This is a genomic window from Pseudomonas sp. GGS8 (assembly GCF_024168645.1).
GTDB lineage: Bacteria > Pseudomonadota > Gammaproteobacteria > Pseudomonadales > Pseudomonadaceae > Aquipseudomonas.
This window is the reverse complement of the sequence record NZ_JALJWF010000001.1, coordinates 6,379,015-6,405,007: the sequence shown is the minus strand read 5'-3', so window position 1 is coordinate 6,405,007 and position 25,993 is coordinate 6,379,015. Positions and strand designations below refer to the sequence as shown.

The 25,993-nt window shown below is 60.2% G+C and carries 21 protein-coding genes and 1 pseudogene; 9 read left to right on the top strand and 13 right to left on the bottom strand.

Annotation, left to right across the window (positions count from 1 at the left end; translation table 11 throughout):
* Positions 1 to 100: 100 nt before the first annotated feature.
* Positions 101 to 889 carry an alpha/beta hydrolase gene (locus J3D54_RS28770; protein WP_253425840.1) on the bottom strand — a complete coding sequence of 263 codons (789 nt, stop codon included), beginning with the start codon at positions 887 to 889 and terminating at the stop codon, positions 101 to 103.
* Between the two features lie 231 nt (positions 890 to 1,120).
* Between J3D54_RS28770 and J3D54_RS28765 the strand changes: the two genes are divergently transcribed.
* On the top strand, positions 1,121 to 1,939 hold the full coding sequence (locus tag J3D54_RS28765) for an aldo/keto reductase (protein ID WP_253425838.1): 819 nt from the start codon (positions 1,121 to 1,123) through the stop codon (positions 1,937 to 1,939).
* Between the two features lie 45 nt (positions 1,940 to 1,984).
* On the opposite strand, the gene J3D54_RS28760 is transcribed toward J3D54_RS28765, so the two are convergent.
* From J3D54_RS28760 to J3D54_RS28750, 3 genes are all read right to left on the bottom strand, one after another.
* Entirely contained in the window at positions 1,985 to 3,799 is a 1,815-nt protein-coding gene (locus J3D54_RS28760) for a DAHL domain-containing protein (protein WP_253425836.1), read from the bottom strand.
* Positions 3,800 to 3,970: 171 nt separating this feature from the next.
* Positions 3,971 to 4,954: a zinc-dependent alcohol dehydrogenase family protein gene (locus J3D54_RS28755; protein ID WP_253425834.1), complete on the bottom strand. Its 984-nt coding sequence runs from the start codon at positions 4,952 to 4,954 to the stop codon at positions 3,971 to 3,973.
* Between the two features lie 33 nt (positions 4,955 to 4,987).
* Positions 4,988 to 5,734, bottom strand: a complete 747-nt coding sequence (locus tag J3D54_RS28750) for a cyclic nucleotide-binding domain-containing protein (protein ID WP_253425832.1) — start codon at positions 5,732 to 5,734, stop codon at positions 4,988 to 4,990.
* Between the two features lie 213 nt (positions 5,735 to 5,947).
* Between J3D54_RS28750 and J3D54_RS28745 the strand changes: the two genes are divergently transcribed.
* Positions 5,948 to 8,329 (top strand): phosphoketolase, encoded by a 2,382-nt coding sequence (locus tag J3D54_RS28745; RefSeq protein WP_253425829.1) that lies wholly within the window; start codon positions 5,948 to 5,950, stop codon positions 8,327 to 8,329.
* 16 nt (positions 8,330 to 8,345) lie between these two features.
* Here J3D54_RS28745 and J3D54_RS28740 read toward each other — a convergent pair whose 3' ends face one another.
* The 5 genes from J3D54_RS28740 to J3D54_RS28720 all read right to left on the bottom strand — a co-directional run bounded on the left by J3D54_RS28740 (position 8,346) and on the right by J3D54_RS28720 (position 15,244).
* Complete coding sequence (locus J3D54_RS28740) at positions 8,346 to 8,771, bottom strand: potassium channel family protein (protein WP_253425826.1); 426 nt, start codon at positions 8,769 to 8,771, stop codon at positions 8,346 to 8,348.
* 68 nt (positions 8,772 to 8,839) lie between these two features.
* Positions 8,840 to 10,666, bottom strand: a complete 1,827-nt coding sequence (gene ftsH, locus J3D54_RS28735; RefSeq protein WP_253425823.1) for an ATP-dependent zinc metalloprotease FtsH — start codon at positions 10,664 to 10,666, stop codon at positions 8,840 to 8,842.
* A gap of 128 nt (positions 10,667 to 10,794) precedes the next feature.
* On the bottom strand, positions 10,795 to 13,173 hold the full coding sequence (locus tag J3D54_RS28730; RefSeq protein WP_253425820.1) for an exo-beta-N-acetylmuramidase NamZ domain-containing protein: 2,379 nt from the start codon (positions 13,171 to 13,173) through the stop codon (positions 10,795 to 10,797).
* Positions 13,125 to 14,396: a putative glycoside hydrolase gene (locus J3D54_RS28725; RefSeq protein ID WP_253425818.1), complete on the bottom strand. Its 1,272-nt coding sequence runs from the start codon at positions 14,394 to 14,396 to the stop codon at positions 13,125 to 13,127. The genes J3D54_RS28730 and J3D54_RS28725 overlap by 49 nt, the downstream gene beginning before the upstream one ends.
* Entirely contained in the window at positions 14,393 to 15,244 is an 852-nt protein-coding gene (locus J3D54_RS28720; RefSeq protein ID WP_253425815.1) for a polysaccharide deacetylase family protein, read from the bottom strand. Before J3D54_RS28720 ends, J3D54_RS28725 begins: the two co-directional genes overlap by 4 nt.
* A 537-nt stretch (positions 15,245 to 15,781) precedes the next feature.
* Between J3D54_RS28720 and J3D54_RS28715 the strand changes: the two genes are divergently transcribed.
* From J3D54_RS28715 to J3D54_RS28705, 3 genes are all read left to right on the top strand, one after another.
* Positions 15,782 to 16,330 carry a Spy/CpxP family protein refolding chaperone gene (locus tag J3D54_RS28715; RefSeq protein WP_253426831.1) on the top strand — a complete coding sequence of 183 codons (549 nt, stop codon included), beginning with the start codon at positions 15,782 to 15,784 and terminating at the stop codon, positions 16,328 to 16,330.
* Positions 16,331 to 16,815: 485 nt separating this feature from the next.
* Positions 16,816 to 17,523: a phosphoribosyltransferase gene (locus tag J3D54_RS28710; RefSeq protein WP_253425813.1), complete on the top strand. Its 708-nt coding sequence runs from the start codon at positions 16,816 to 16,818 to the stop codon at positions 17,521 to 17,523.
* The gene (locus J3D54_RS28705; protein ID WP_253425811.1) at positions 17,516 to 18,166 is read left to right on the top strand and encodes a dienelactone hydrolase family protein; all 651 of its coding nucleotides are present in this window, start codon (positions 17,516 to 17,518) and stop codon (positions 18,164 to 18,166) included. Before J3D54_RS28710 ends, J3D54_RS28705 begins: the two co-directional genes overlap by 8 nt.
* 34 nt (positions 18,167 to 18,200) lie before the next feature.
* On the opposite strand, the gene J3D54_RS28700 is transcribed toward J3D54_RS28705, so the two are convergent.
* From J3D54_RS28700 to J3D54_RS28690, 3 genes and pseudogenes are all read right to left on the bottom strand, one after another.
* Entirely contained in the window at positions 18,201 to 19,568 is a 1,368-nt protein-coding gene (locus J3D54_RS28700) for an erythromycin esterase family protein (protein WP_253425809.1), read from the bottom strand.
* Between the two features lie 50 nt (positions 19,569 to 19,618).
* Positions 19,619 to 19,705: pseudogene (locus tag J3D54_RS28695) on the bottom strand (Hsp20/alpha crystallin family protein); the annotation flags it as partial.
* Between the two features lie 13 nt (positions 19,706 to 19,718).
* Entirely contained in the window at positions 19,719 to 20,639 is a 921-nt protein-coding gene (locus J3D54_RS28690; RefSeq protein ID WP_253425807.1) for a universal stress protein, read from the bottom strand.
* Positions 20,640 to 20,899: 260 nt separating this feature from the next.
* Between J3D54_RS28690 and J3D54_RS28685 the strand changes: the two genes are divergently transcribed.
* Complete coding sequence (locus J3D54_RS28685; protein WP_253425805.1) at positions 20,900 to 22,138, top strand: MgtC/SapB family protein; 1,239 nt, start codon at positions 20,900 to 20,902, stop codon at positions 22,136 to 22,138.
* Positions 22,139 to 22,245: 107 nt separating this feature from the next.
* Positions 22,246 to 23,163: a universal stress protein gene (locus J3D54_RS28680; protein ID WP_253425803.1), complete on the top strand. Its 918-nt coding sequence runs from the start codon at positions 22,246 to 22,248 to the stop codon at positions 23,161 to 23,163.
* A gap of 61 nt (positions 23,164 to 23,224) precedes the next feature.
* On the opposite strand, the gene J3D54_RS28675 is transcribed toward J3D54_RS28680, so the two are convergent.
* On the bottom strand, positions 23,225 to 23,791 hold the full coding sequence (locus J3D54_RS28675) for a GNAT family N-acetyltransferase (protein WP_253425801.1): 567 nt from the start codon (positions 23,789 to 23,791) through the stop codon (positions 23,225 to 23,227).
* A gap of 224 nt (positions 23,792 to 24,015) precedes the next feature.
* On the opposite strand from J3D54_RS28675, the gene J3D54_RS28670 reads away from it, so the two are divergent.
* Together J3D54_RS28670 and J3D54_RS28665 are read left to right on the top strand one after the other, a co-directional pair.
* Positions 24,016 to 24,948 carry a universal stress protein gene (locus J3D54_RS28670; RefSeq protein ID WP_253425798.1) on the top strand — a complete coding sequence of 311 codons (933 nt, stop codon included), beginning with the start codon at positions 24,016 to 24,018 and terminating at the stop codon, positions 24,946 to 24,948.
* 93 nt (positions 24,949 to 25,041) lie between these two features.
* Complete coding sequence (locus J3D54_RS28665) at positions 25,042 to 25,959, top strand: universal stress protein (protein ID WP_253425795.1); 918 nt, start codon at positions 25,042 to 25,044, stop codon at positions 25,957 to 25,959.
* Positions 25,960 to 25,993: the final 34 nt, after the last annotated feature.

The following is a 25,993-nucleotide window of genomic DNA, read 5'->3' as shown; positions in this document are numbered from 1 at the left end:
TCGCAGCCGTATACCCTGCCAGTTGAATTGTAAAAAAAATGTTAAGTATTTACTTGGTTTTTCTGATCGCCTGCTTAAAGGCGTGCTGATGTGAGGGTGCTCACAACGCGGCGCCTAGCATTTTCAGGTAGTTGGGGCTCTCGGAGATCGAGTTGTGGCCCGTGTCCGGTATGACCTGCAGCGATGCTACACCCTTGGCGAAATGCGTGTAGAGCTGGTCTGTGCTTGCGCGCGGTATGACTTCGTCGTGCTCGGCCGCAACCAACAGCGTCGGGACGGTGATGTGAGCGGCGTATTTCCAGGATTCGAATTTGTCCTGCAACAGCCATTTCACCGGGAACCAAGGAAACTGGCGGGCGGCGAGGTCTTCAAGGCTGTTGTAGGGCGTGATCAGAATCAGCCGCGAGGCCGGGCGTTGGCTGGCCAGGCGCACGGCAACGCCCGAACCGAGGCTGCGCCCGATCACGGCGATATCGGGGTGGGTGTTGTAGACAACGTCGAACAAGGTCATGGCATCACGCTGAATCGCCTCCTCGGAGGGCGACCCGGTGCTACCACCGTAGCCTCGGTAATGAAGCAAGTAGATCGCATGATCCGCAAACGCCTGCGAAAACCCGGGCAGGCTTCGGGAAACGTCCTCGGCATTGCCCCCGAAGTAGATCAACGCCTTTGGCCCGTCGTGCGGCCTGACGGTCACCCGCACCTGCGCGTCGGCGACTGACAAGGTAAGAAGCGATTCGGGTGTGTCGATGGTGCGAGGTTGCGGGTAGTAGATGAGGGCACGCTGAAACACGAACAGCGCGGCGCAGAGCAGCAAGTATGCAACGGCAATGAAAGCGAAGAGAGACACCAGGGTTCGCGACATTCGGCTAAGTTTAGTGGACGACATGGACTGCTTCGGGCCTTGAGACAGCGATTGCTGGAGCGTCGCCAGAGTGTAGTCCAGCAATTTCGGCTGTGCAGGAGCGCCGCATCGCCCCGTTGGGGCGCGAAGCGGCCCCAAAAACTGCAGTCGCGGTGTATCAGGTACATCGCATGCAGTGGTTTTACGACTGCTGCGCAGCCGAACGGGGCGATGCGGCGTTCCGACAAGCCCCCTCGCCACACAGGAGGTAAGAACATGCTGACCCGAGCCATTCCTTCCAGCAACGAGCCGTTGCCCATCGTCGGCTTGGGCACTTATCGCGGTTTTGATGTCGCGCCTTCCGATGCCGCTTACAAACAACTGCACGCGGTGCTCAGCGCGTTGTTCGAGAAGGGGGGAAAGGTGATCGACAGTTCGCCTATGTACGGTCGTGCCGAGCAGACGACCGGTGAGTTGCTGTCGATCCATCGGCCGCGTTCGCCGGCCTTCCTGGCCACCAAGGTCTGGACCCGTGGCCGCGAAGAAGGCATCGCGCAGATGGAGCACTCGTTCAAACGGTTGCAGACCGACCGGATCGACCTGATGCAGATTCACAACCTGCTGGACTGGAAAACCCATTTGCCGACCTTGCGTCAATGGAAGGCAGAAGGGCGCATCCGCTACATCGGCATCAGCCATTACACGGCGTCGGCTTACGACGAAGTGGAGGCGGTGTTGAAAGCCGAACCAATGGATTTTTTGCAGATCAACTATGCCCTGGACGACCGCGCTGTCGAGAAGCGAATCCTGCCGCTGTGTCGTGAGCGCGGTGTGGCGGTGATCTGCAATCGGCCCTTCGGCGGCGGTGGCTTGCTCGCTCGATTGAAAGGCAAGCCGTTACCGGGATGGGCTGCGCAAGTGGGGATCAACAGCTGGGCGCAGCTGGCGCTCAAGTTCCTGCTGGCTCATCCGGCGGTGACCTGCGTCATCCCCGGCACCGGCAACCCGCGCTACATGGCGGAAAACGCCGGTGCCGGTTTCGGCCCGATACTCACGGATGCGCAGCGCCAGCAATTGATTGCTTTGGTGGGGTAGTCAGGTGACGGCACCTGCTACAAGCGAACGCAAGCTCGGCAGCTGCTACAGGCTTACGGCGGTAGGCAACGCGTTCGCCGTCTCCAGCGGAATATCCAGGGTAAAAACCGCTCCCTGGCCGGGTCCATCGCTATGGACGCGAAGGTGCCCGTTCATTTCCACCGCGGCGAGTGCGCAACTGTGCAGGCCAAAACCATGACCTTCCTTGCGCGTGGTAAAGCCGTGATTGAAGATGCGGGCCATATTCTCGGCGGCGATCCCTTCGCCCTGATCCTCTACGCTGAAGCGTAGCGTTGCGTTATCGATAATTCTGACGCCCAGCGTCATGCGGCGCTCATGATCGCAGACCCTGGACATCGCATATTTGGCATTGCTGATCAGGTTGATCAGGATCAACAGCAGTCGGTGTTTGTCGCCGATGATGGTCGGTGTGGCCTGGTAGTCTTTGATGACTGTGACATGGTGCCGATTCAAGGCACCGGAATTCATGCGTAACGCATCTTCGAACAGATCGACGACATTCAACGGCTCGACCAGCCTGGCGGCGCCGGCATAGGCCTGTTGTGTGGCGACGATGTCCTTGATGTGATCGATGCTTTTGGTGAGTTGCGCCAGCTCGTCAATGATGCTCGACTGCTCGGCTGCGATGGAATCGACCAGTTGATTGAAGTAAAGGGGCAGCAGTTTGCCTTTTTCATCGTGCGTCATGAACTGCCCCAGGTCTTCGGCGTGTTCATTAATCATTTTTACCGCTTTACCCAAGCCGAGGGTTTTGCTGGTCGATAATTTGCGGGTGATCAATTCCGCAGAGACGTTCACGCTGTTCAGTACATTACCGACGTTGTGCAGCACGTTGGTCGCGATCTCTGCCATGCCGGCCATCCGCGCGGCATCAATCAGTTCGCGTTCGGCTTCCAACAGTTCGCGGGTGCGTTCCTCGACGCGTTGCTCCAGTCGCTCGTTGGCGGTCTGCAATTGGTTGTTCATCTTGTTGATCAGCGCATAACTGCGAATCAGACGGGTGGCCAGGTACAGCAACAGCAGCGCCATGATGCCGGCGCAGACTCCCAGGTAAAGGTGGTATTGGCGGTCTGTTGCGCCTGTGCGCCGTTGTGTTTCGTTCAATAGCTCGTTGATGCTGTCCAGTTGTTGTGCGACCGGAATGACACTAATGCGATCGACCAGGTCATTGACGATGGGTTGCTCTCGCACAATCGCATTTACAGCATCTACCAAGGCAGTGAAAGACGGGCGCTGTTCCGGCGGCAGTTGATGGATGTATTCATCCAGATATTTCAGATGTCCGGAGATTTCATCAGCCCTTTCGCTGGTGACATAGAGGGCGTATTCAAGGGTGTCCAGGGTAAGATTGAACACCACCGAGGCTGCCCGGGCATCCACCAACGGGCGTTTTTCGCTGGAATCTTCCAGCAACACCCGAATGGCATCTTCCTGCGTAGGCAGGGCCTCGAATGCTGTTCGCAAGGCCGTGTTGTGCTGTTTGAATTGCTCGACCAACCGGGTTTTGTTTTCTACCGCATCCAGATAACCCTGGCGTCGGGTTTGCCAAAGGGGAGCGAGAGGGCCGAACGCATTCAGGCTATCGAGCTGTGCCCAGCGCTCTTCCGCTTCAGGAGGCGCCACCAGCAACAGGTTGTTGTTCATGCCGATTTTGGCTCGCAGAATCTTCACGTTCCAGTTGGCATCGTATTGCTTGAGTTGACGCACGAAGTCGCGCGACTCGAAGTAGGTCGATGTGTCGTACGTGTAGGATTTGATCAGCAAAAATATCAATACGCTGAAGAGGGTCAGCGCAATGGCGGCCAAGGCAGACCATTTGTAATGATTAGAAATTTTCATGACGGCATTCCACCCTCATACGGGCCGTTCTGAGGGAGAGAGGCTGCCAACGGTTCATTAATTCCATTTTTGCGCTCCCTGCAAAATGGCGAATGATTGGCCACATTATCCGTAAGCCTAGCGGTATTGGCAGATAGCGCCGGAAAAAACATCGAATGGCTGGATCGGGCGTCAGGGGACGAGCACGATCGCTCCTTTGACCTGACCGGCTCTGAGGCTCGCCAGCGCCTGATTGGCATCGTCCAGAGCAAAACAGGTGACGTCGCTGTGCACGGGCGTGTGACGCAGCTCTGCAAAAAACGCGATGCCGTCTTCGCGGGTCAGGTTCGCCACTGAACGGATGCTGCGTTCGCCCCACAACAGTCGATAGGGGAAGCTGGGGATGTCGCTCATGTGGATGCCGGCGCAAATCACGCAGCCGCCCTTGACGCTGGCCTCCAGCGCCAGTGGCACCAGCGCACCGACGGGGGCGAAGATCAGGCTGGCGTCGAGCGGGTGTGGCGGCGGCTGATCCGAGGGGCCTGCCCACACGGCGCCCAGCGTCCTGGCATAAGCCTGGCCCTCGTGGTCATCCGGGCGGGTGAAGGCATACACCTGCTGTCCCCGGCCCCGCGCCACCTGAATCGCCAGATGCGCCGCCGCGCCGAAGCCATAGAGGCCCAGATAGCGTGCGCCTTTGGCCATTTGCAAAGCGCGAAAACCGATCAACCCGGCACACAGCAACGGTGCCGCTTCGGTGGTCGGGAGCGAGTCGGGGATGGGGAAACAGAAGCGCGCGTCGGCAACCGTGTAGTCGGCATAACCGCCATCCAGATGACAACCGGTGAACTGTGCCCGGTCGCAGAGGTTTTCCCGGCCTGTGCGACAGAACGTGCACTCACCGCAGGTCCAGCCGAGCCAGGGAACCCCGACACGCTTGCCGACCCAGTCGGGCACGACATCGGCACCCACCGCCGTCACTTCACCGACGATTTCATGGCCCGGCACCCGCGGCAGCACGGCTTGCGGCAATTCACCGTCCACCAAATGCAGGTCGGTGCGGCACACGCCACAGGCTAAAACCTTGATCAACAATTGCTGCGCGCCGGGCTGCGGCACGGAACGTTGTTCCCGTTGCAGCGGCTGGCCGGGGGCATGCAGAACCATGGCGCGCATAACGATTCTCCAAAACCGATGCACCGCAAGGCGTCAGAGGGGCGGCTCCCGGTGGCAGCCGGCGACCAGTTGCTTAAGCCCGTCCAGATTCAGCACTTTGACGTTACGCCCGGAAATCTCGACCAGGGCCGAGTCCCGCAGATGAGCGATGCCCCGACAGATGGTTTCCAGGCGCAGACCCAGATAGGAGCCGATCTCTTCGCGCCGCATCTTCAGCACAAAGTCTCGGGACGAGTAACCCCGAATGCTCAACCGTTGCGACAGGTTCAGCAGGAAGGCGGCCAGGCGTTCATCGGAGTTCATGTTGCCCATCATCATCAGCAGGTTGTGCTCACGCACGATTTCCCGGCTCAAGATCTTGTTCATGTTGTGCTGCAACGAGGGCAGTTCCAGAGCGAGCTTCTCCAGTTGGGCGAAGTTGAAGGGGCAGACTTCGCTGTCCTCCAGGGCAAAGGCACTGCAGGTGTGCCGATCGTCGCTGATGGCATCCAGTCCGAGCATCTCGCCGGGTATCTGAAAACCGGTGACCTGCTCGCGACCGTCGACCGACAGCATGCTGGTTTTGAATGAGCCGATCCGTACCGCATAAAGCGAGCGCAACGGATCGCCGGCCCGGTAGAGGGCTGCACCTTTTTTAACCTTTACACGCTGAATGATCAGGGTATCCAGCCGTTCGACTTCGTGGCTGGTCAAGCCAATCGGCAAACACAATTCCAGAACGCTGCAATTGGAACACGCGGCTTTCAAATAATGATGTTGATACGGCCGGGTTTCAGGCATTGCAAAAGTCCCCCTCATAGGAGCCTAAAGCATAGTTCGGATCCCCCGTTTCAATCGGGCGTTTACAGCTGGAGTCGATGAGCGGGGAAAAGCTTGTTCCTGTTGAGCCGGGACAGACGGCCCAAGACTTGATGTAAATCAAGTCCTGGGCGGTGCAGACACCCAGAATCGACGCATGTTTATCGGTATACCGAGGCCCTGGCGGAGGACTTCATGAGCGATTTTCTGAGTGCCGAGCAACTGGAAGGGCTGGATGCCTACTGGCGGGCGTCCAATTACCTGGCGGTCGGGCAGATCTACCTCAAGGACAATCCGCTGATGAAGGTGCCGCTGACGCTGGCGGATGTAAAACCAAGGCTACTGGGGCACTGGGGCACGACGCCGGGGTTGAACCTGATTTATACGCACCTTAATCGCTTGATCACGGCCTATGACCTGAACATGATCTTCATCGCCGGTCCTGGGCATGGCGGGCCGGCCATCGTGGCGCAGACCTACCTGGAAGGCACGTACACCGAGTTCTACCCGTCGGTGGGGCGCGATACCAACGGTCTGGCCCGATTGTTTCGGCAGTTTTCCTGGCCTTACGGCATTTCCAGCCATGTGTCGGCGCAGATTCCGGGGTCGATCCATGAAGGGGGCGAGTTGGGCTACAGTCTGGCCCACGCCTACGGCGCCGCATTCGACAACCCGGACCTGATAGTGGCGTGTGTGATAGGCGACGGCGAGGCGGAAACCGGGACGCTGGCGGCCAGTTGGCACTCCAACAAGTTCCTCAACCCGGCGCGAGACGGCGCCGTGCTGCCGGTTTTGCACCTGAACGGCTATAAGATCGCCAACCCGACAGTGCTCTCCAGCATCAGCGAGGAGGAGTTGTCGGCGTTGATGTACGGCTATGGCTATGACCCGTATTTCGTCGAAGGCGATGACCCGGCCGAGGTTCATCAAGCCCTGGCCAGCACGCTGGACACCATGGTGCAGGAGATTCGTGACATTCAGCGGGCCGCGCGTCAACGATCGTCGTCCCGGACGCCGGAGCGGCCCCTGTGGCCGATGCTGATCTTGCGCACGCCCAAGGGCTGGACGGGGCCGACGTTCGTCGATGGCCTGCGGGTCGAAGGCACCTGGCGGGCGCATCAAGTGCCCTTGGCCGACTTCCAGCAGCCGCAACATTTGCGGCAACTGGAAGAATGGCTCCGCAGTTACCGCCCTGACGAATTGTTTGACGCCAATGGCGCCTTGTTGCCCGAGATCGCCGCGTTGGCGCCCACCGGCCACCGGCGGATGAGCGCCAACCCGCACGCCAACGGTGGGCTGCTGTTGCGTTCGCTGGATCTGCCACGGTTCACCCGATATGCGGTGAACGTCGAGGCGCCCGGTGGCCTGCGGGCAGAGGCCACGCGGGTGCTGGGCAGTTTTTTGCGCGACGTGATGAAATGCAATCTGACGTCGAGCAATTTTCGCCTGTTCGGCCCGGACGAAACCGCCTCGAACCGGCTGGATGCGGTGTATGAAGTCAGCGCCAAGGCGTGGATGGAGCCGCTGGGCCCCGATGATGTCAATCTGTCGGCCGATGGCCGAGTCATGGAGATTCTGAGCGAACAGGTGTGCGAAGGCTGGCTCGAAGGTTATTTGCTGACGGGTCGCCATGGCGTGTTTTCCTGTTATGAGGCGTTCATCCACATCGTCGACTCGATGTTCAATCAGCATGCCAAATGGCTGAAAACCGCCGCCGAAGTGCCATGGCGCAAACCCGTGGCCTCGCTCAACTATTTGCTCACCTCCCATGTCTGGCGCCAGGACCACAACGGCTTCTCCCACCAGGATCCGGGGTTCATTGATCTGGTGGCAAACAAAACGGCGGACGTGGTCCGGATCTATCTGCCGCCCGATGCCAATTGCCTGCTGTCGGTGGCCGATCACTGCCTCAGGAGCCGCAACTACATCAACGTGATCGTGGCCGGCAAGCAACCGGAGTGGCAGTGGCTGGACATCGATGCCGCCATTCGTCATTGCCAGGTCGGTATCGGGCGCTGGGACTGGGCCTGCCGGGATGACAGCGATCCGGATGTGGTGATGGCCTGTGCCGGCGACGTTCCGACCCTGGAAACCCTGGCGGCGGTCACTTTGCTGCGCGAATACGTGCCGGATTTGCGGGTGCGGGTGATCAATGTCGTCGACCTGATGGTCCTGCAGCCGTCGTACCACCATCCCCACGGTTTGCCCGACAGCGCTTTCGATGAATTGTTTACCGTCGACCGGCCGGTGATTTTTGCTTTCCACGGCTACCCCGCGTTGATCCACCGGCTGCTGTACAAGCGCACCAATCATGAAAACTTCCATGTTCGCGGCTTCAAGGACGAGGGGGCCACCACCACGCCGTTCGACATGGCGGTGCTCAATAATCTGGATCGGTATCAGTTGGCCCTGGATGTCATCGAGCGCGTGCCCCGGTTGCACGATCAGCTTCAGACTGCTCGGGCGCGCTACTGGGCGACGATGGAGAAACACAAGCTTTACCTCATCGAGCACGGGCAGGACATGCCTGAAGTGATGCAGTGGCAATGGACGCCTGCACCAGACAATCAGGGTTGATGGAAGGCGCCGGGGGCTATTTGCTCTTCCAGTATTTCTGCATCTCCAGAAACAGAAACGAGGCGGTCCAGGAAATCAGTACCAGCCCCGTCAGTGCCTCCAACCCGGTCAGGTACTTGAGGTTGCCCATGGGTGAAATGTCGCCGAAACCGATGGTGGTGAACGTGGTGAAGGAAAAGTACACGCAGTCCATGTACGAGCCATCGAAATTGCCACTCAGGCTGCCCCATTCACCGGAGCGGATCAGCAGGTAATAGACCAGCGCGAAACACCAGACTTCTATCGCATGGGCCGCCATCGCACCGAATACCCCGACGACGATCCGAAAGCGGCTCCAGAGTTTGAGCCTGGGCAGCCAATCGTTCAGGCGCAACAGGCATTCGTAGTGGATCACCACCGTGATGATCACCACTAACGTGTTGATTAGCGTGACTGCGAACATGATGGGCCTTCAGCGATTGGGGCAGGCAATTAGGGCAGGGCGCCGTCTGCGGGCGATTGATCGCAGTGTCACGGTGCTGGTAATGCCGGGGTGGGCTTGAATGGCATCAGCGGCGGGAACTCCTCGGGTGTGAGGGTTTCCTTTTCCAGCAACAGGCGGGCCCCCTCATCCAGGTCGGCCCGACGACCCTGGAGCAGCGCCTTGGCCCGTTGGTAGGCTTCATCGAGCAGGGCGCGAATACCCAGGTCGATTTCCCGAGCGGTCTGTTCCGAATAATCCTTTTCGCCCATCGTGGCCATGCGATCTCCCAGGTACGTTGGGGTTTGCTTCTCCAGCACCGACTGGCCGAGCTCGGGGCTCATGCCGAAGCGGGTGATCAGTTGCCGGGCGATATCCGTCGCGCGGCCCAGATCGTCGGCGGCCCCGGTGGAAATCTGGCCATAGACAAGGTCCTCGGCGGCGCGCCCGGCCATCAGCACGACAATCCGGTCCTTGAGCGTCTGGCAACTGATCAGGAAATGATCCTCGGTCGGTCGCTGCAAGGTATAGCCCAGCGAGCCGATGGCGCGGGGCACGATCGAGACTTTATGCACCGGGTCCATGGCCGGCAGGCTGCTGGCGGCCAGCGCATGCCCCATCTCATGATAGGCCACCACCCGGCGCTCGTCGGGATCGAGCAGGCTGCTTTTGCGTTCGAGCCCTGCGACAAGGCGCTCTACCGCGGCGGTGAAGTCGTTCAGGCTGACCGCCTCGGCGGCGCGACGGGTGGCGACGATGGCCGCTTCGTTCACCAGGTTGGCCAGGTCGGCGCCGGTGAAACCGGTGGTGATCTCGGCGATACGTGCGCTATCGAGGCCTGGTTCCACGGTGATTTTCTTCAGATGAACCTTAAGAATCGACTGCCGCCCTTTGCGATCGGGGCGGTCGATCAGAATCTGCCGGTCGAAGCGCCCGGCCCGCAACAGCGCCGGATCAAGAACCTCCGGCCGGTTGGTCGCGGCCAGTAACACCACGCCCTCACGGGGGTCGAAGCCGTCCAGTTCGGCCAGTAACTGGTTGAGGGTCTGTTCTTTTTCGTCATTGCCGCCTAACACGCCGACGCCACGCATCTTGCCCAGCGCGTCGAGTTCATCGATGAAGATGATGCAGGGCGATGCCTGGCGTGCCTGCTCGAACAGGTCGCGGACCCGGGCCGCGCCGACCCCGACGAACATTTCGACAAATTCGGACCCCGAAATCGAGAAAAACGGCACGCCGGCTTCACCGGCGATGGCTTTGGCCACCAGGGTCTTGCCGGTGCCTGGTGGGCCGACCAGCAAGGTGCCCTTGGGAATGTGTGCGCCCAGGCGTGCATATCGGGCCTTGTCCTTGAGGAACGAGACGATTTCCACCAGTTCGGCCTTGGCTTCGTCGATGCCCGCGACATCGGCGAAGGTCACCCCAGTGTCGCGTTCGACAAAGATCCTGGCCCGCGACTTGCCGACATTCATCAACCCGCCAAGGCCTTGTTTGTCCGCCATCCCGCGAAACAGGAAATGCCAGAACACCATGATCATTATGAACGGCAACAACCAGCCCAACAGGCTGTTCATAAAGGTGTTTTCGTTGACTCCGGTAAAGCCGACGCCCGATTGGGAGAGTTCGGTCGCCAGCGACGGATCGACCCGCACCGTAGAGAACCGGTCGCGTCCGTCGATGGGCTCCACCAATTTGCCGCTGATCCGGTCCTTGTCGATCTGCAAATCACTGACTTTCTGCTCGTTCAACAATTGCATGAACTGGCTGTAGGGGAGGGGCTGCACCGCTTGGCGCTCGACAAAGAAAACCTGCATGAGGCCCATGACGATAAAAGCGATTGCCAAGTAGGACAGGTTCCACCGGTCGTTCTTTTTCATGGCCTTGGCTCAGAGTGGAAACGCATATCGGTAAGCCAGCGGCCAACCCGTTTAATAAAGATAGCCTGCTTCAGCGTCTCCCTCGCGCAGGGCGCCATCCATCGGCAATGGATGACGTTGCGGGCAGCTCAATACAGCAAGCTCTCTTGCCGTAACCGTGCGAAGCGCGCAAGCGGCACCGCGTCGAGTGCCTGCGCCGTGTCAGGTGTCGCGCCGTCGCGAATCGCCTGCCACACGCTTTGCGAGCCGATCGAATCGCGGGTCGCCACCAGGTCGAGTACGTGGGGATAAAGCGTGTGCAGGGTGGCGAGTAGCGTCAATCCCAGGCTGGCTACGGGACGTTGCGCAGGCGTTTGGATGCGGGTGATGCTCACACCATGGCAGAGCCGACCGTGCCAGTTTGATTCGGTGGGGACGAAGTCGATCGGCTCGAAATGCGCGCCGACATCAAACGCATTCAGCGCATTGGCGAGCCGGGTTGCGTCGATCCACGGTGCGCCAACCCACTCGAACGGGTGCGGTGTGCCGCGCCCCACACTCAGATTCGCACCTTCGAGCAAACCGATATCCGGGTACAGGTCCAGCTGGGAGAGCGTGCGCAGGTTCGGCGAGAGCGGCACCCATCCCAACCCGGTGTCGGCAAAGGTCATCGCGCGCCGGTATCCCTGCATCGGCACCACACGCAGATCCGCACCAATGTGCTTGTTGCGGTTGAATAGACGCGCCAGCTCGCCGACGGTCATGCCGGGCTGCAGCGGTGCAGGGAAATAGCCGGTAAACGATTCGCGGCGACTGTCCATTACCGGGCCGCCGAAGCGCTGTGCGCCGAGTGGGTTGGGCCGGTCCAGTACGTACAGCGCAATGCCTTGTGCTGCGGCGGCTTCGAGTGCGTAGCCGAGTGTCGTCTCGTAGGTGAAGAAGCGCACGCCGGCGTCCTGAATATCGAAGATCAGCGCATCCAGCCCTTTGAGCGAACCGGCCGGGAAGCGCCGCGTTGCGCCGTAGAGACTGTGCACGGTGAGGCCCGTCGCCGGGTCGCGGGTGTCACCGACCCGCTCGTCCACGTCGATGTTCAGCCCATGTTCCGGCGAAAACAGCGCCGCCAGCCTGATGCCTGGCGCGTGGGCGAGGATGTCGACGGTGCGTCGACCTTTGGCATCGAATCCGCTGCGATTGGTGATCAAGCCCACGCGCATGCCGGCGAGCGGGGCAAATTGCTGTGCCTCAAGCACGTCAATGCCTGTCTGCACCGGGCCCGTCGAGGTGGGCAGGCGATCGGCGGCACGCAGCGCCGGCAACGCGGAGGGCAGCAACCGGCCGATTTGCGCGCCGCTTGCAGCTGCCCCGCGACTGGCCATCAGTGCAAGCAATTGCGCACGAAGCGGGCGAGCATCACCGCGGTCATCGGGATACACCCGGTTGCTCAGGATGACGATGAATTGGCGGGTCACCAGATCAATCCACAGCCCCGTGCCGGTGTATCCGGTATGGCCGATGACGCCAATCGGCGGCAGACGATCATGGTTCGGCACGAACGGTGCGGCCAGTTCCCAGCCAAGGCCGCGCCACGGCACGCTGTCGAACGGCGAAGCGGCGCTCGCCAGGGCGGCGATGCTCGCCGGCCGCAGGATCTGTCGGCTGCCTGCGCGCCCCTGGTTCAACACCATCTGTGCGAAACGCGCGAGATCGTCCGCCGTGGAAAACAGCCCGGCGTTGCCCGAGACGCCGTCCATCCATTGCGCCGTCGGATCATGCACGCGCCCCCGGAGCGTGCCGGCCTTGGTGGCGAGTGTCGGTGCGCTGCGTATCGCTCGCTGGGCATCCGGCAGAAAAACCGTGTCGCGCATACCCAGCGGCCCGAAGATGTGAGCCTGACAATAGACGTCAAGCGGGCTGTGGGTGATGCGCTCGACCAGCTCGCCGAGCACCACGAAATTCAGGTCACTGTAAATGACTTGGGCACCCGGTGCGTTGCGCAGCCGCTGCGCCGCGATGGCGCTTAACACAGCTTCCCGGCCCGCACGGGTTGGCCGCCCAGGTAAATCTGGCCGCAGTCCGGACGTGTGCGCAAGCAGGTCACGCACCTTCACCGCTGCTTTGTCGTGCGACCCAAAGGCCGGCCAATACCGCGCAACGGGTGCGTCCAGGTTGATGCGGCCCGTTTCGGCCAGTTGCAGGATGGCCGTGGTGGTCGCGACGACCTTGGTCAGCGATGCCAGATCGAACTCGGTGTCCAGCGTCATCGGCTCGCGGGGGGGCGTCGTCGTGCGTTGTCCAAAGGCCTGGCGATAGAACACCTGCGTGGAGTCACCGATCAGGACAACCGCCCCCGGAACGCGTCCGGCAGCGATCTGGCCCTCGACGATCTGTGTGGCTTGCAGGCGCGTCGTCGCGTCGAGATCGGCGGCGCAGGCCATGTGCGCCGCCATCGCCAGGCCAAGCAGCATCGCCCAGCGCTTCAGCGCTGTGGCAGATCGGCGGCATCGTAGTGATTGCGTGGGTTCCATAACATCCATCCATCGGTGCCGGCTGCATTGGCGGCGTTAACCTGCGCACTGATCGCGGCGGCGTCAAACAGGCGACGATCGAAGGCATAGTCGCGAAAGGCCTGGAGCCAAGGACGAAAGCGCACGCCCGGCAGATGGGTGCGCTTCATCGCCTCAGTCAGGGTACGCCTGACAATCTGGTCGGGGTCGGCTGTCGGGTTGGTAAAGCCCGGCAGCCCCCATGTGAAACCGGACGGGTACAACATCGGAGAAATGTAGTCGAGCTCCGCGCCCAGCAGTTCGATTTGTTGCCCGATCGCCGTATCGTCGAGGTTCCAGCAGACGTAGCCGAAGATGTCTGCGGAGATGAACACGTTGTAGGGCGCGAGCCGCGCGTGTGCGGCCTGCAGAAAGCCGATGATCGCCGCCGTCCGGTTGGCGCGGTTGTTGGGGAGGGCAAAGCGTAGCCCACTCTTGTCGGGAAAACGCACATAGTCGAACTGAATCTCGTCGAAACCCATCCGCGCGGCCTCCTCGGCGATATCGAGATTGTGCTGCCAGACCTCGTGCGAAAACGGATCCATCCATTGCAGCTTTTCGAGATCCCGCCACGGCTGGCCATCGGCGGTGTGCACGCTCCACTGCGGATGAGCATCGGCAAGTGGATCGTCCTTGAACACCACGATGCGTGCGATCAGGTACAGGTGTTGGGCATGCAGCTTGGCAAGCAACGCCGGAAAGTCGCGCATCTGAGGTGCCCGTGTAGTCAGATGGGCTGCGGCGCCGATCGTCTCGCGCGCCACACTGCGATAGGGCGTCAGGCCACGGTCACCCTTGACGTCGATCACCAATGCATTGATCTCGGTGTTTTCCGTAAGGCTGACAACGTTGTTGCGCAGGGTCGAACTGGTCACGCCGAACACCGACAGATAGACCGCTTTGGGGCGAAACGGGGTCAGTGCGAGCGTCACGGACGTGTCGTCGCCCACTTTGGCCTCGGTGCGCAAATACCCAGGGGCGCGGGCGGCGACACTCTCGACTGCCTCGGCCGTCTCGAACCGTCCGTTTTCGTCGGTACGCATCACGCCGGCCGATGTCGTGATGATTGCGTCGGCGAGCGGGTTCTGCGTGCTCGAGTCGAGCACCACACCGGTGACGGCCAGTGCGCCTCGCCCGGTCAGCAGGGCAGTGACGGCGAGTAGCGCCGGGATCGCATAGCGCCTCAGCGCGCGGATGAAGGTCATCGCGGGTTCCCCTCTGCGGGTGTCGGCGCAGTGTTCGGTTCGCCGAGCAGCTGCGCGAACGCCCGTGCGCCGTAGGCGTCACTCATCAGAAAGCGCGGCAGGGCGAGTAGTCGCGCGTGCCGATCGGCCTTGCGCGCGTCTAGTGTGAAGGCCACTGCGTAACCCTCGTCGGAGGCGAGTGCGATCAACTCGTCGTCGTAGATACCGAACGGCCACGCGAGCATGTCGACCTGCTGCGCACCGGTTTGCGACTCGATGCGTTGACGTGATTTTTGCAGTTGGGTACGGACGAATTGCTGGAAATCCGCCGGTGTGCGGTGCCTGCGCTCGACGTTGAAATTGGGATGCCAGTACGTATGCGACTGGATGTCGATGAGTCCGGTCTGTTTCAGGGTGCGCAATTGCTCCCAGGTCAGTGCATAGGACGCGTTCGAGATTGCCGATGGATAGATAAACAGGGTCACCGGAAAACGCTCGCGCAGCACCACGGGCAGCAGTTTGTCGAACACCGAACGATGCCCGTCGTCGACGGTGATCACCACCGGCTTCGACGCTAATGTCGCATCGGGATTACGCAGCCAGTCGACCACCTCGCGCAGCGACACAATGTGATAACCGTGCTCGTGCAGGACGCGCAACTGGGTTTCGAAGGTGCTCATGCGCACGGTCATCGAGTCGTCGGCCGTGTCCGAGAACCGGTGGTAAACGAGGATCGTGACGCGTGGTTCGGCGCTCTGTGCGGCGCCGTCCGCGCCCCAGGCCAGTGCGCAGACGCACACCAACATGACGCGGATCAGCAGCCGCAACGCGACGCTGCCACCGATACACACCATGATCTTCCCGCACATGTCAGCGCTCCTGCGCAAGCCGTTTTCACTCGCGTTGCCTGTCGCGAGAGCGAGCCAGACGCATCCAGTGTGTATTGAGCGTTCATCGTCTATCTGATGCAGATCAATTTCGCGCAATGTGGTTCGCTCCGAGGGGGCGAGTCGTCAGACAAAACGGGAGGCCGGTTGTGCCTTGATTAGATTTAGATCAACAGCAAGCCCTCGTGGGCGAATGACTTTATAAAGGATATGACACTCTTTTGAGGTATGCCCCCCATGAACATCGATAAAGCGATCTCGGGCCGCCCGCGCCCGTACCCGTCCCCCGGAAGGAGCCAGTGATCCGCTGGATTGGGTGACAGCACCGCCGATAACGATTGCTGGCTGCTTTTCCAATGACGGGGGCCACTCGACCGTCTATCCGCTTGCTCGGCCGCCTGTCTGTTTTCTGATGTGGATCAGATACTCCCTCCGGCCGACTCCTATGCTCGAATCAACACCACGGTGTCGAGATGAACTGAAATGAACAGATCAAGCCTGATCGGCCAATGCATGTTGATGGCGGCAAGCGTGTTGCTGGTGCCATCCTCCAGCGTCTTCGCCAACCCACCGATGCCTGCGCAAGGTGGCATGTATCATCGTTCTCAGGATTTCGATTGGGTCAAATACACGCAACAGACCCTGGACGATCTCAAGGGCAAGCTCAATCTCAAGCCGGAGCAAATGGCCGCCTGGGGCACATGGGCCACGGGGGTCATGACGGACGCCAATCAGCATCAGGAAAAGGCCAAGGCCGGACGTGATGAAATGGCGAGCACGAAGACGGCGTCGATGGATGAAACGACCCCCGAAAGAATGGCCAGAGAGATAGAGCGTTTGCGCGCACAAACCAAGTGGATGGAGGCGCATCTGGAGCGCCTGGATGCTGCGCTGGTGCGTACCAAAACCTTCTACGAGGTTTTGGATGCTGAGCAGAAAACCATTTTCGATCTGTTCTGGACGGTGGTGCATCACCGGCTCTTTGGCGATGACCGTTGGCAGATGCCGATGCACATGTTCAGACCGCGAATGATGCAAGGCGAGCAGGACGACACAAGCAAACAGTAAGCGGTATTCACTGTTCGATTACGCTGCAACCGTTGCCCGTCATCGCGCGGCGCCATGACGCCAGACCTCAATACAAAACTCCGTTTCGTAAGGGTAATGCTGTTCACTTAAGCAATTTCAGCCGCGACGCATTCTTTGTAGCAGCTGCCGAACGCAGGCTTCGCCAGCTGCTACAGATCGCATTCTGGCTTAAGTGATTGCAGTCTCCCACAGAGAGCCGCTGCGGCGCGGCGCTTTCCACTATTGGCAACGTAATCCATTCAGCCCAAGCCTGATTGATATTGATCAACAACGGCGAAATGAGAAATGCCAAACCCTTGCGCGTCCATGGCGGGCCTTGCGCGCGAGCTTGATAAAAATCAACGACAAGGAGACTCCAGCGGAGGACTTTTAATGAAAGCTGATGCTTGATCCCGCAAGGACGTGGAGAGGTCAAGGCTGTGTGATATGAACCGACAGGTGTGATCGCCTGGGGAGGTTTTCAAGTGATTCAGAGTCCCTCGACGCAAACCCTCTTGCGTGACCGGGTGGATGCCGGTCGACGGCTGGTGGAGCCGCTGCTCAAATACGCTCATCGACCCGATGTCATCGTTCTCGCCTTGCCCCGTGGCGGCGTGCCGGTTGCCTATGAAATTGCCACGGCCCTGGAGGTTCGCCTGGACCTGATGCTGGTCCGCAAGCTGGGGGTGCCATTCCATCAGGAGTTCGCCATGGGCGCGATTGCCAGTGGCGGCATCCAGATCGTCAATGACGATACGCTGCGGGCGAACCGCATCGATCAGCGCACGCTCGATAACGTGGTGGCACGGGAAACCCAGGAGCTGTTGCGTCGCGAGCGCCTGTACCGGGGCTCGCGTGCCCCCGTGGCGCTCAAGGATCAGGTGGTGATTCTGGTCGACGATGGCCTGGCGACCGGGGCTTCAATGATGGCGGCGGTACAGGCGGTGCGCCTGCAAGCACCGTCGCGTATTGTCGTCGCCGTGCCGGTGGCGCCACCCGAGACGGTAGAGGCGCTGTATAGCGAAGTCGATGAGGTGATCTGTCCGCTCACCCCCGAGTGGTTGATGTCGATCGGCAATTGGTACATGAATTTTTCCCAGACCTCGGATGAAGAAGTCATCGATCGTTTGCAACGGGCCTGGCGCAGAGAATCCGCTACGCGTGTTTGCGGTCAGGAGGATTCCGATGTTTGAGCCTCGCTATCGAAAGCTCGACCTGGGGAACGTGGAGCTGTCTGCCGACCTGCGTCTGCCGGTGCACGCTGGCGGCCTGGTGGTGTTCGTTCATGGCAGCGGCAGTGGTCGTTCAAGCCCGCGCAATCAACAGGTCGCACTCTCTCTGGCTCAGCGGGGGTTGGGCACGTTGCTGTTCGATCTGCTCACGGAACCGGAGCAATACCTGGACAACCAGACCCGGGAATTGCGTTTCAATATTGCGCTGCTGTCCAGCCGACTGGTGAAGGTGATCGACTGGATTGGCCGGGACGCCGAACTGCAACCGCTACCGATCGGATTGTTCGGCGCCAGCACCGGTGCAGCGGCGGCGCTATTGGCCGCGGCCGAGCGGGCGGACGTGGTGCATGCGGTGGTGAGCCGGGGAGGGCGGACCGATCTGGCGGGTGCGGCGCTGTCCCGCGTGAAGGCCCCGACCTTGCAGATTGTCGGTGAGCTGGATCCGGCGGTGCTCAATCTCAATGTGCAAAGCGGTCGCGCCTTGCAGTGCGAGCAGCGCCTGGAAGTGGTGGCGGGCGCGACACATCTTTTTGAAGAGGCAGGAACCCTCGAAGAAGTCGCCAGACTGGCCGGCGACTGGTTCGAGCAGTATTTGCGACGGTAGTCATCCAAAGCCGACAACCACCGTCTGATGCCTGTCATATGCCGAATGGAAAGGTTTCGTCTTCCGGTTCCAGCGCCTGGCTTTTCGGCAGCGGCAATGCCGTTACCGGTTGCGTCTGTTCAATCCAGACCATGGCGTCGAATTGTTCGCTCAGCACTGATTCGAAGTAGTGGCTGCTGCGCTCGCTGGCGGGTCGATAGATCACACCGATGGCCCGCTCCAGCAGAGGTTTGGACAAGGCCCGGCGCAGCTCTTTTCGCTGTGGATCCCGCCAGTCGGTCAATGAAGCCGGGACACCGGCGTCGAGGAACTTGCGCTCCCAACTGTCTGGCCGAGACGGCCGGATGTCCTTGATAAGCATCTCGCCATCCCAGTCATTGGCCGCGGCCACTTGGCCATGGTCGGTGCTCATGCCGATCAGAACCACATCGCGCCCATAGGCATTGCGGCACAGCTGACCGATATTGAACTGACCCTTCCAGCCCATTTCCGTGGCGGCCGCATTGCCGATATGGGAGTTGTGCGCCCACACCACGGCCTTGGCTTGCGGGCCGCGGTGTTCGAGCAGCGCACGTAATGTGTCGAACATGTGCCTGTCGCGCAGGTTCCAGGAGGCCGTCGAACCTCGATAAATCGCTCGGTAATATTGTTCCGCCGCCTGGATGACCCGGGCGTTCTGGGTCGCATCGAAGAACGCTTCATCATCTTTGATGGCCCCGGCCAATTGCTCGGCCAGCATGGCATTGAGCTGTTCGACCACTGCATGCTCGCAGGGCATGATTCCGTCGCGTTCGACAAAGTGGCCGTACAGCGCAGGATCATCCTGCCACGGGGTCAAACAGCCATAGCGACGCCGAGCTTCGTGTGCCAGCTGCGGGTCGACACGGTCCAGATAGCCCAGAACCTCGTGGATGGAATTGCGCAAACTGTAAACGTCCAGACCGCGAAACTCGACGCGCTGTTCAGGCGCGTGTTGGTGGTTGTACTGATGCAGCCAATGGGTGAACGCTTTCACATCGGTGTTGCGCCACATCCAGGTCGGGAACCGGCTGAAAATGTGGCGTGCCCAGGCCGAGCGTGCCAGCCCCCGGGCGTAACGGTCCACATGACCCGCGTCTGGCCAGTCTGCTTCAACGGCCACGATATTGAACCCGTGCTGCTCGATCAGCCGTTGGGTAATCGCTGCCCGGGTCCGATAGAAATCACTGGTGCCATGGCTGGCTTCACCGATCATCACCACGCGCGCATCCGCGTAGCGGTCGAACATTTCACCAAAGGCTTGTGAGTTCAGTTCCGGCAGGGGTTCGGCGTATTGACGCAGGAGCGGGACGATGGACGCCTCGTCTATGTGGGTATGCGTGCCATACAGTTGGTTCAGCATGTTTTGGGAAGGTGTGTTCATGAACGTCATCCCCATAATGTCGGGTTAGTCGACGTGCAGTGCTGCGTCGTGTCATGTCGACGGCCTCCTTTAATGATCAGACAACCGTTGGACAGTTTGAGCTCGATGTTCTCCTGATCCATGCCGGGCAGTTCGGCACGAAATAGCGCTCTACAGTTCCTCAGGTGAAACCACCCAGACACTGCACGGCATTTTGTACAGCAGATGCTCCACCGTGCTGCCCACCAATCGGCCCACGCCTCGGTGGCCGACCCGGCCCATGAAAATCACGTCGATGTCGTAGGCGTCGGCGTATTGGGTAAGGACCTTGGTCGGGTTGCCCATGATCATGTGCTGTTGCTCTGGCGCAATACCATTGCGCTCGGCCAGTTCGCGGAAGGCATCGGCCTGAGCATCAAATAACGTCTTGGCTTTGCCTGGGGAAAACAGTGCTGAACTACTGTCGTAATCGAACTCGTCTGCGCTGATGGATGAAAGGTCGTGGGCGTAGATCACGTCGAGTTGAGCGTTACAGGCGCTGGCCAGTTTTGAGGCCTCGCGCAAAATCCTGTCGTTGAAATCCTTGTACTGGGTATTGCTATGGAAGGGATCGACCGCGGCGACGATTCTGCGCGGCAGCGCGTGCTTCACGTGGCTGACAAAATGCAGCGGCACCGGGCATTCACGCAGCAAATGGATATCCAGGGGGGTGAACATGATGCGTGACAGCAGCGACTCGTATTCCAGTGCCTTGATCAGTACCGCCATGGGTTGTTCTTTGAGATGAATGAGGATTTCCTGCAAAGGTCGTTCAACCCAAATCACCTCCGTGGTGACGGGCACCCCGATTTTACGCAAGGGACGAGCCTGTTCTTCGAGCCATTGCCGATGGCGCTCGACATACCCCAGCCGCATCTCCTCCAGCGCTTGTTCGTTGACCATGCTCGCCGTTGCCAAGCCTTGCAGGTAATCGAAGGCGACGATGTGCAGGGCTGCGTCCGAGGCCTTGGCCAATGCAGCGGCGCGGTCGAACGCGGGGCTGTTTTCCATAAGGGGCGAGACGACCAGCATGAAGCGTAATTGCTCAGACATGACCAAACTCCCGTCAATAATCGTAGATATTCCTGTACTCACTGGCACCCCTGCGTTTGGGCAGTGGTCCTCTGGCTTTTATCCTGCCGTTGACCGAGGGGGCGGGATTGATCTTTATCAATCTGGCGAGTGATCCAGCCCTGCGTCCCGACGTGTGGCGGGGTGCGCCACGTCCATCTATAAAACATTGACCACTATCAACCTCTGCTGCGTCATGCCGGTGCAGTCTTGGGGTTGTGGCTTACCCGGACAGGAATCACATGAACGACACCTTGGGCCTGGCAGGGGCGGCAGCTGCGCTGGGGATCGGCATGCTCATCGGCCTTGAACGTGAACGGCACAAGGGGCGGGGGGATAGTCGCGCCTGTGCCGGATTACGCACATTTGCGATCACCGCATTGCTGGGGTATGTGGCGATGCAGGTCGGTGGCGGTCTGCTGTTGGGCACCATGGCGATCTGTCTGGCCTTGCTGGTCACCGTGGCTTACTGGCGAAGCCTGAGCCATGATCCTGGTGTCACCAGTGAAGTGGCGTTATTCACGGTGTTGGTATTGGGGGCGTGGTGTGGCACCGCGCCGGAGTTGGCCATTGCCATTGGTGTGGTGGTGGCGGGGCTGCTGACGTATCGTCAAAAGCTGCACCACTTTGCGCGTAGCCAATTGACTGAAGCGGAAATGCGCGACGGTCTGGTGCTGTTGGTCGCCGCGCTGGTGGTGTTGCCATTGGCGCCTGACCGTTTTATCGGTCCGTATGCCTCTATCAATCTGCGCACCATTTGCAGCTTGACCGTGTTGCTGATGGCCGTCGGAGCGATAGGGCATATTGCCGTTCGTATCCTGGGCGCGCGTTACGGCTATGCAGTCAGCGCCATCGCTTCCGGATTCGCTTCCAGCATCGCGACCATCGCCGCGATGGGGCATCTTGCCGCCAAGGAGCCAGGCAACATCAAAATCCTGAGCGCGGCAGCGATGCTGTCCAACCTGGCCACCATCATTGAGGTCGGCCTGATCCTGGGAGCGGTCGACACCGGTTTGTTGCGGCACATGTGGGGACCGCTGTTGTGTGGTGCCGCCGCCACGGCGCTGTATGGCCTGAGCCTGATGTTCCCGCAACCTGCGAGTGACGCCCATCAGCCGGTCAAGGTCGGCGGTGCATTCAACCTCAAGCTGGCGTTGGTCATCACACTGACCATGACCGGCATCACCTTTGTGTCTTCGATGGTGCTCAGCCACTTTGGTGAAGTGGGCGTGATGGTCACGACGACGCTCACCGGTTTCGCCGATGCCCATTCTTCGACGGCGTCCATTGCCGCTCTGGCCAAGGCCGGGCTGTTGCCGTTCGACGCCATTGCCGGGCCCACGCTGGTTGCCGTCAGCAGTAACTCCCTGAGCAAATGCCTGGTGGCCTGGGTCAGCGGCGGGCGACGGTTCGCCGCGTATATCATTCCCGGCCAGGTCTTGCTGACGTTGGCAATGTGGGCGGGCATGTTGCTGCATTAACGTGCATACGCGCGCTGTAGCTGACAAAGATCAAGTCGCCCGAATCTGTCGCGATCACTCTAGGGTTCTACTCATTGCATCGAGATGGCCGCGTGCCGAGGTGTCCCATGTCGCAGACTCAGCGTTTACTGTTGATCGCCCCCCATTCCATGACCCGTACTCCGGCGTTCGACCGGGCCGCCGCGTTGGCCCGCGCGATGCAATCGCCGCTGCACATCGTGGCATTCGATTACTTGCAGGCCTTGGCCGTCGCCGGCCTGTTCGCCCCCGAGCAAATTGCCCAGGCCCGGGAAGGCTATTTGCAAACCCATCGGCAATGGCTTGCCGAGCAAGCCCAATTGATAAGCAAACACGGCGTCGAGGTCACCAGCGAGGTGGTGTGGGTACAGCACCCTTACGAGGAAATCCTGCAATTCGTCAACGAGATGTCGCTGAGTCTGATCATCAAGGACGCCCAGGAAGAGTCGGCGTTGAAACGGGTGTTTTTCACACCGCTGGATTGGCAGTTGTTGCGCGATTGCCCGGTGCCGGTGCATCTGGTGACCAACGCCCGGAACGCGCGGCCACGTAACGTGCTGGCCATCGTCGATGTGTTGCGTAGCGAAGAGCAGGACCTGGTATTCAATGACCAGATTATCGACGCCGCCACCAAGCTGGCTGAACAGTGCGAGGCGCAAATCGAGTTGGTGCATGTGTATGACTGGACGGCCGTGTATGCCCTGGACATGGGCGTTGGCGCACTCCCGTTGGCCTCCGGTCTTTACGAAGCCATGGGCACGGCGCAACACCAGACGTTTACGGCGCTGGCCGAGCGTCACGGCGTGCCGTCGGAGCGTCGGCACTTCATCGAAGGTGTGCCATTGCCGAGTATTTGCAAGTTCGCCGAGGACCATCACACCGATGTCATTGTGATGGGGACGGTGCAGCACTCGGGGTTGAGCAAGCTATTGGGGACGACTGCCGAACAGCTCTTGCACCGAGCCCCTTGCAGTGTGCTGGCGATCAAACCCGACAGGTCGTTATGACCCTGAACATTGACTTGCCCCACGGCGGACTGTTGGCCGGTACGTCGTGGGGCAATCGGCTTTACGACATATACAGACGATGAATGACCTGGCGACTGTCGTTGGGATCATTGTGCCGCTCGAAACCCAAGGCTTTGGTCAGGTCGCGCATGAGGGTGTTGCTTGCGGCGTCGATCGAATACATCTGATTAAAACCGTTTCTGCGGGCCGCCTTGATCAGATGTTCCATCAAAATGGTGCCCAGGCCCAAGTGCTGCCATTCATCAGCGACCGTCACCGCGCACTCACACTCATGTTCCGCTGTGGCGGCGTAGCGACTGACGCCGATTTCGATCAATTTGCCGTTTTCGTGAACCAGCGCGATGTAGGCCATGCGCTGTTTGTTGTCGGTGTCCATCAACTGATCGAGCATGGCGGCGCCGGGCTCGTTGATCTGCGCGAGAAAACGCATGTGCCGGGACTCGGGTGACAGGCGCTTGATGAAGGCGTATTCAAGTTCGCGGTCCTTTTCCAGCAGTGGCCGGATCAGCACATGGCGGCCGTCCTTGAGCGCTTCGATCCAGTACTTTCCGGTGACTGCGGCATAGGCGGCCGCGGCCCGATCATTGTGGTCTTTGACTGTGAGCATGGACGGTCCTCCATTCTGTTTGAAAAGCGGATGCGTGGAAATCAGTCACGCGGTCGATACCTTTTTACCCTGCTGGCAGCCGTTGAATCTGATCTGGATCAGACACCCGTCATGAGGGCGTTCATTGGCGGGTATTTGATGTAAATCAACCTGGGGGAGGGGGTAACGAGCGCAGTCTTGGCCCATGCCGGCGCGTAAGGACCGGTTTCGAGCGGAGGTGTGAGATGGGTCAATATCAACGTTTGTTGCTGATTGCCGACCGGACCCTGCATCAGTCCCCTGCCTTGCTCCGTGCCGTTGCGCTGGCCAAGGCGAGCGGGGCCGCGCTGGATGTGCGGGCCTTTGTCGATCCGGCACCGATTGTTCATTTATGGGAAGAAAAAATCGACGAGGCGGGGTATCAGCGTTATCTGCGCCACTGTCATCGTTGGGTGGCCGACGAGGTCGAGCGGCTTAGCGGGCAGGGTGTGGACGTGACCGTTGAGGCCGTCTTCACCACCCATCCGCTGCTGGACATTTTGAAGACAATCGAAGACCTCAAGCCCGACCTGCTGATCAAGGACGTCACCCTGGAGCCGGCGCTCAAACGGGTGTTCATCACCCCGCTCGATTGCCACCTGCTTCGCGAATGTCCGATCCCGGTGCACTTGGTCAACCAGATCCGTTACGCACTGCCGCACCGGGTCGTGGCCGCCGTGGACCCGTTCGATCCGGCGACGCAAATCAGTGGCTTGAACGACACCATCATCCAGACGGCCAACGCACTGGCGCTGCAGTGCGACGCACCGCTGCACCTGCTGTACGCCTACGACTTGTCGCCGGCATTCAATGGCGATGCGCCGCTGATCGCCGGTGGCTGGGGGGTGGACTTCGCCGAAGAATTGCGTGAATCCCTGCACCGGGCGTTTATCACCCTGGCGGATCGTTACGGTGTTCCTCCCGAGCGTCGGCACTTTGTCATGGGCTTGCCGGTGCCGGTGATCAGTGAGTTTGTCGAGCAATACCTGGCGGATGTGGTGGTGATGGGCACGGTACATCGCGTGGGGATCGACCGTTTGATCGGCAGCAATACAGAGCGGGCGCTGTACTCGGTGCCGGGCAGCCTATTGGCGGTCAGGCAGCCGGGTTCAAGCGTCGGGCGCCAAGCCGATGCCTGACCGGCCATTAGTTGATAAAAATCAGAGCCTCATGGCCAGAGCCCCTCGATACTTGAGTCTCAACCTGAAGCTATCCAGACGAGGTGGGTGAGGGTGAAAATTCAACGTTTGCTATTGATTGCCCCGACCGAAATGATCCGCACCCCGGCGTTCGAACGGGCGCGGGCCTTGGCCTGTGCAACCGGTGCGGTGTTGCACATTGTCGCTTTCGATTATGTCCAGGCGCTGGCGGCGGCCGGTTTGTTTGACCACGACGCAATGGCCCAGGCGCGGGAAGGTTACTTGCAGGTACATCGTCAATGGCTGGAGCAGCAAGCCCGGTTTCAACGATGCGAAGGCGCGCAGGTGACCACTGAAGTGGTGTGGGCCAGACCGACCCTGGCGCATCTGCTGGAGTACGTGAATGACTTCCATGCAGACTTGGTGATCAAGGACACCCACCGCGTATCGGCGCTCGATCGCGCCTTCCATCGGCCTCTGGACTGGCAGTTGCTGCGCGACTGTCCGGCGCCCTTGCACCTGGTCATCGATGCCATCAATCCCAAGCCGTTGAGCATACTGGCGACCATCGATTTGTCCCATCTGGAGGAGCTGACCCAAGGGCTCAATGACCGGATTCTCGACCTCGCATCGAGCCTGGCCGAATCTTGCGGTGCTACCTTGCACCTGCTCAATGTCAGCGGCTGGTCGGAGTTGGGGGAGGCGCAAGTGAATGTGCCGACAGCGACACTGGGTGGCAGTTTGAGAGACGCGGTCAGTGATGCTCAGTTGGAGGCCTTTGAGGCGCTTGCCGAACGCTACGGAATCGAGAAACAACAGCGTCATCTGTTGCCCGGCGCTCCCCCCGAGGTGATTGCCCGTTTCGCACAACAACGTGCTTTCGACATGGTGGTGCTGGGAACGACCTACCATCGCGGGATCGATATATTCATCGGCAGCACGGCAGAAAGTGTGTTGAACCGGTCACCTTGCAGCCTGACGATCGTCAAGCCATTGCCCCGGCTCGACTGAAAAGATCAACCCGTGTGGCCTCGGTTGATAAAAA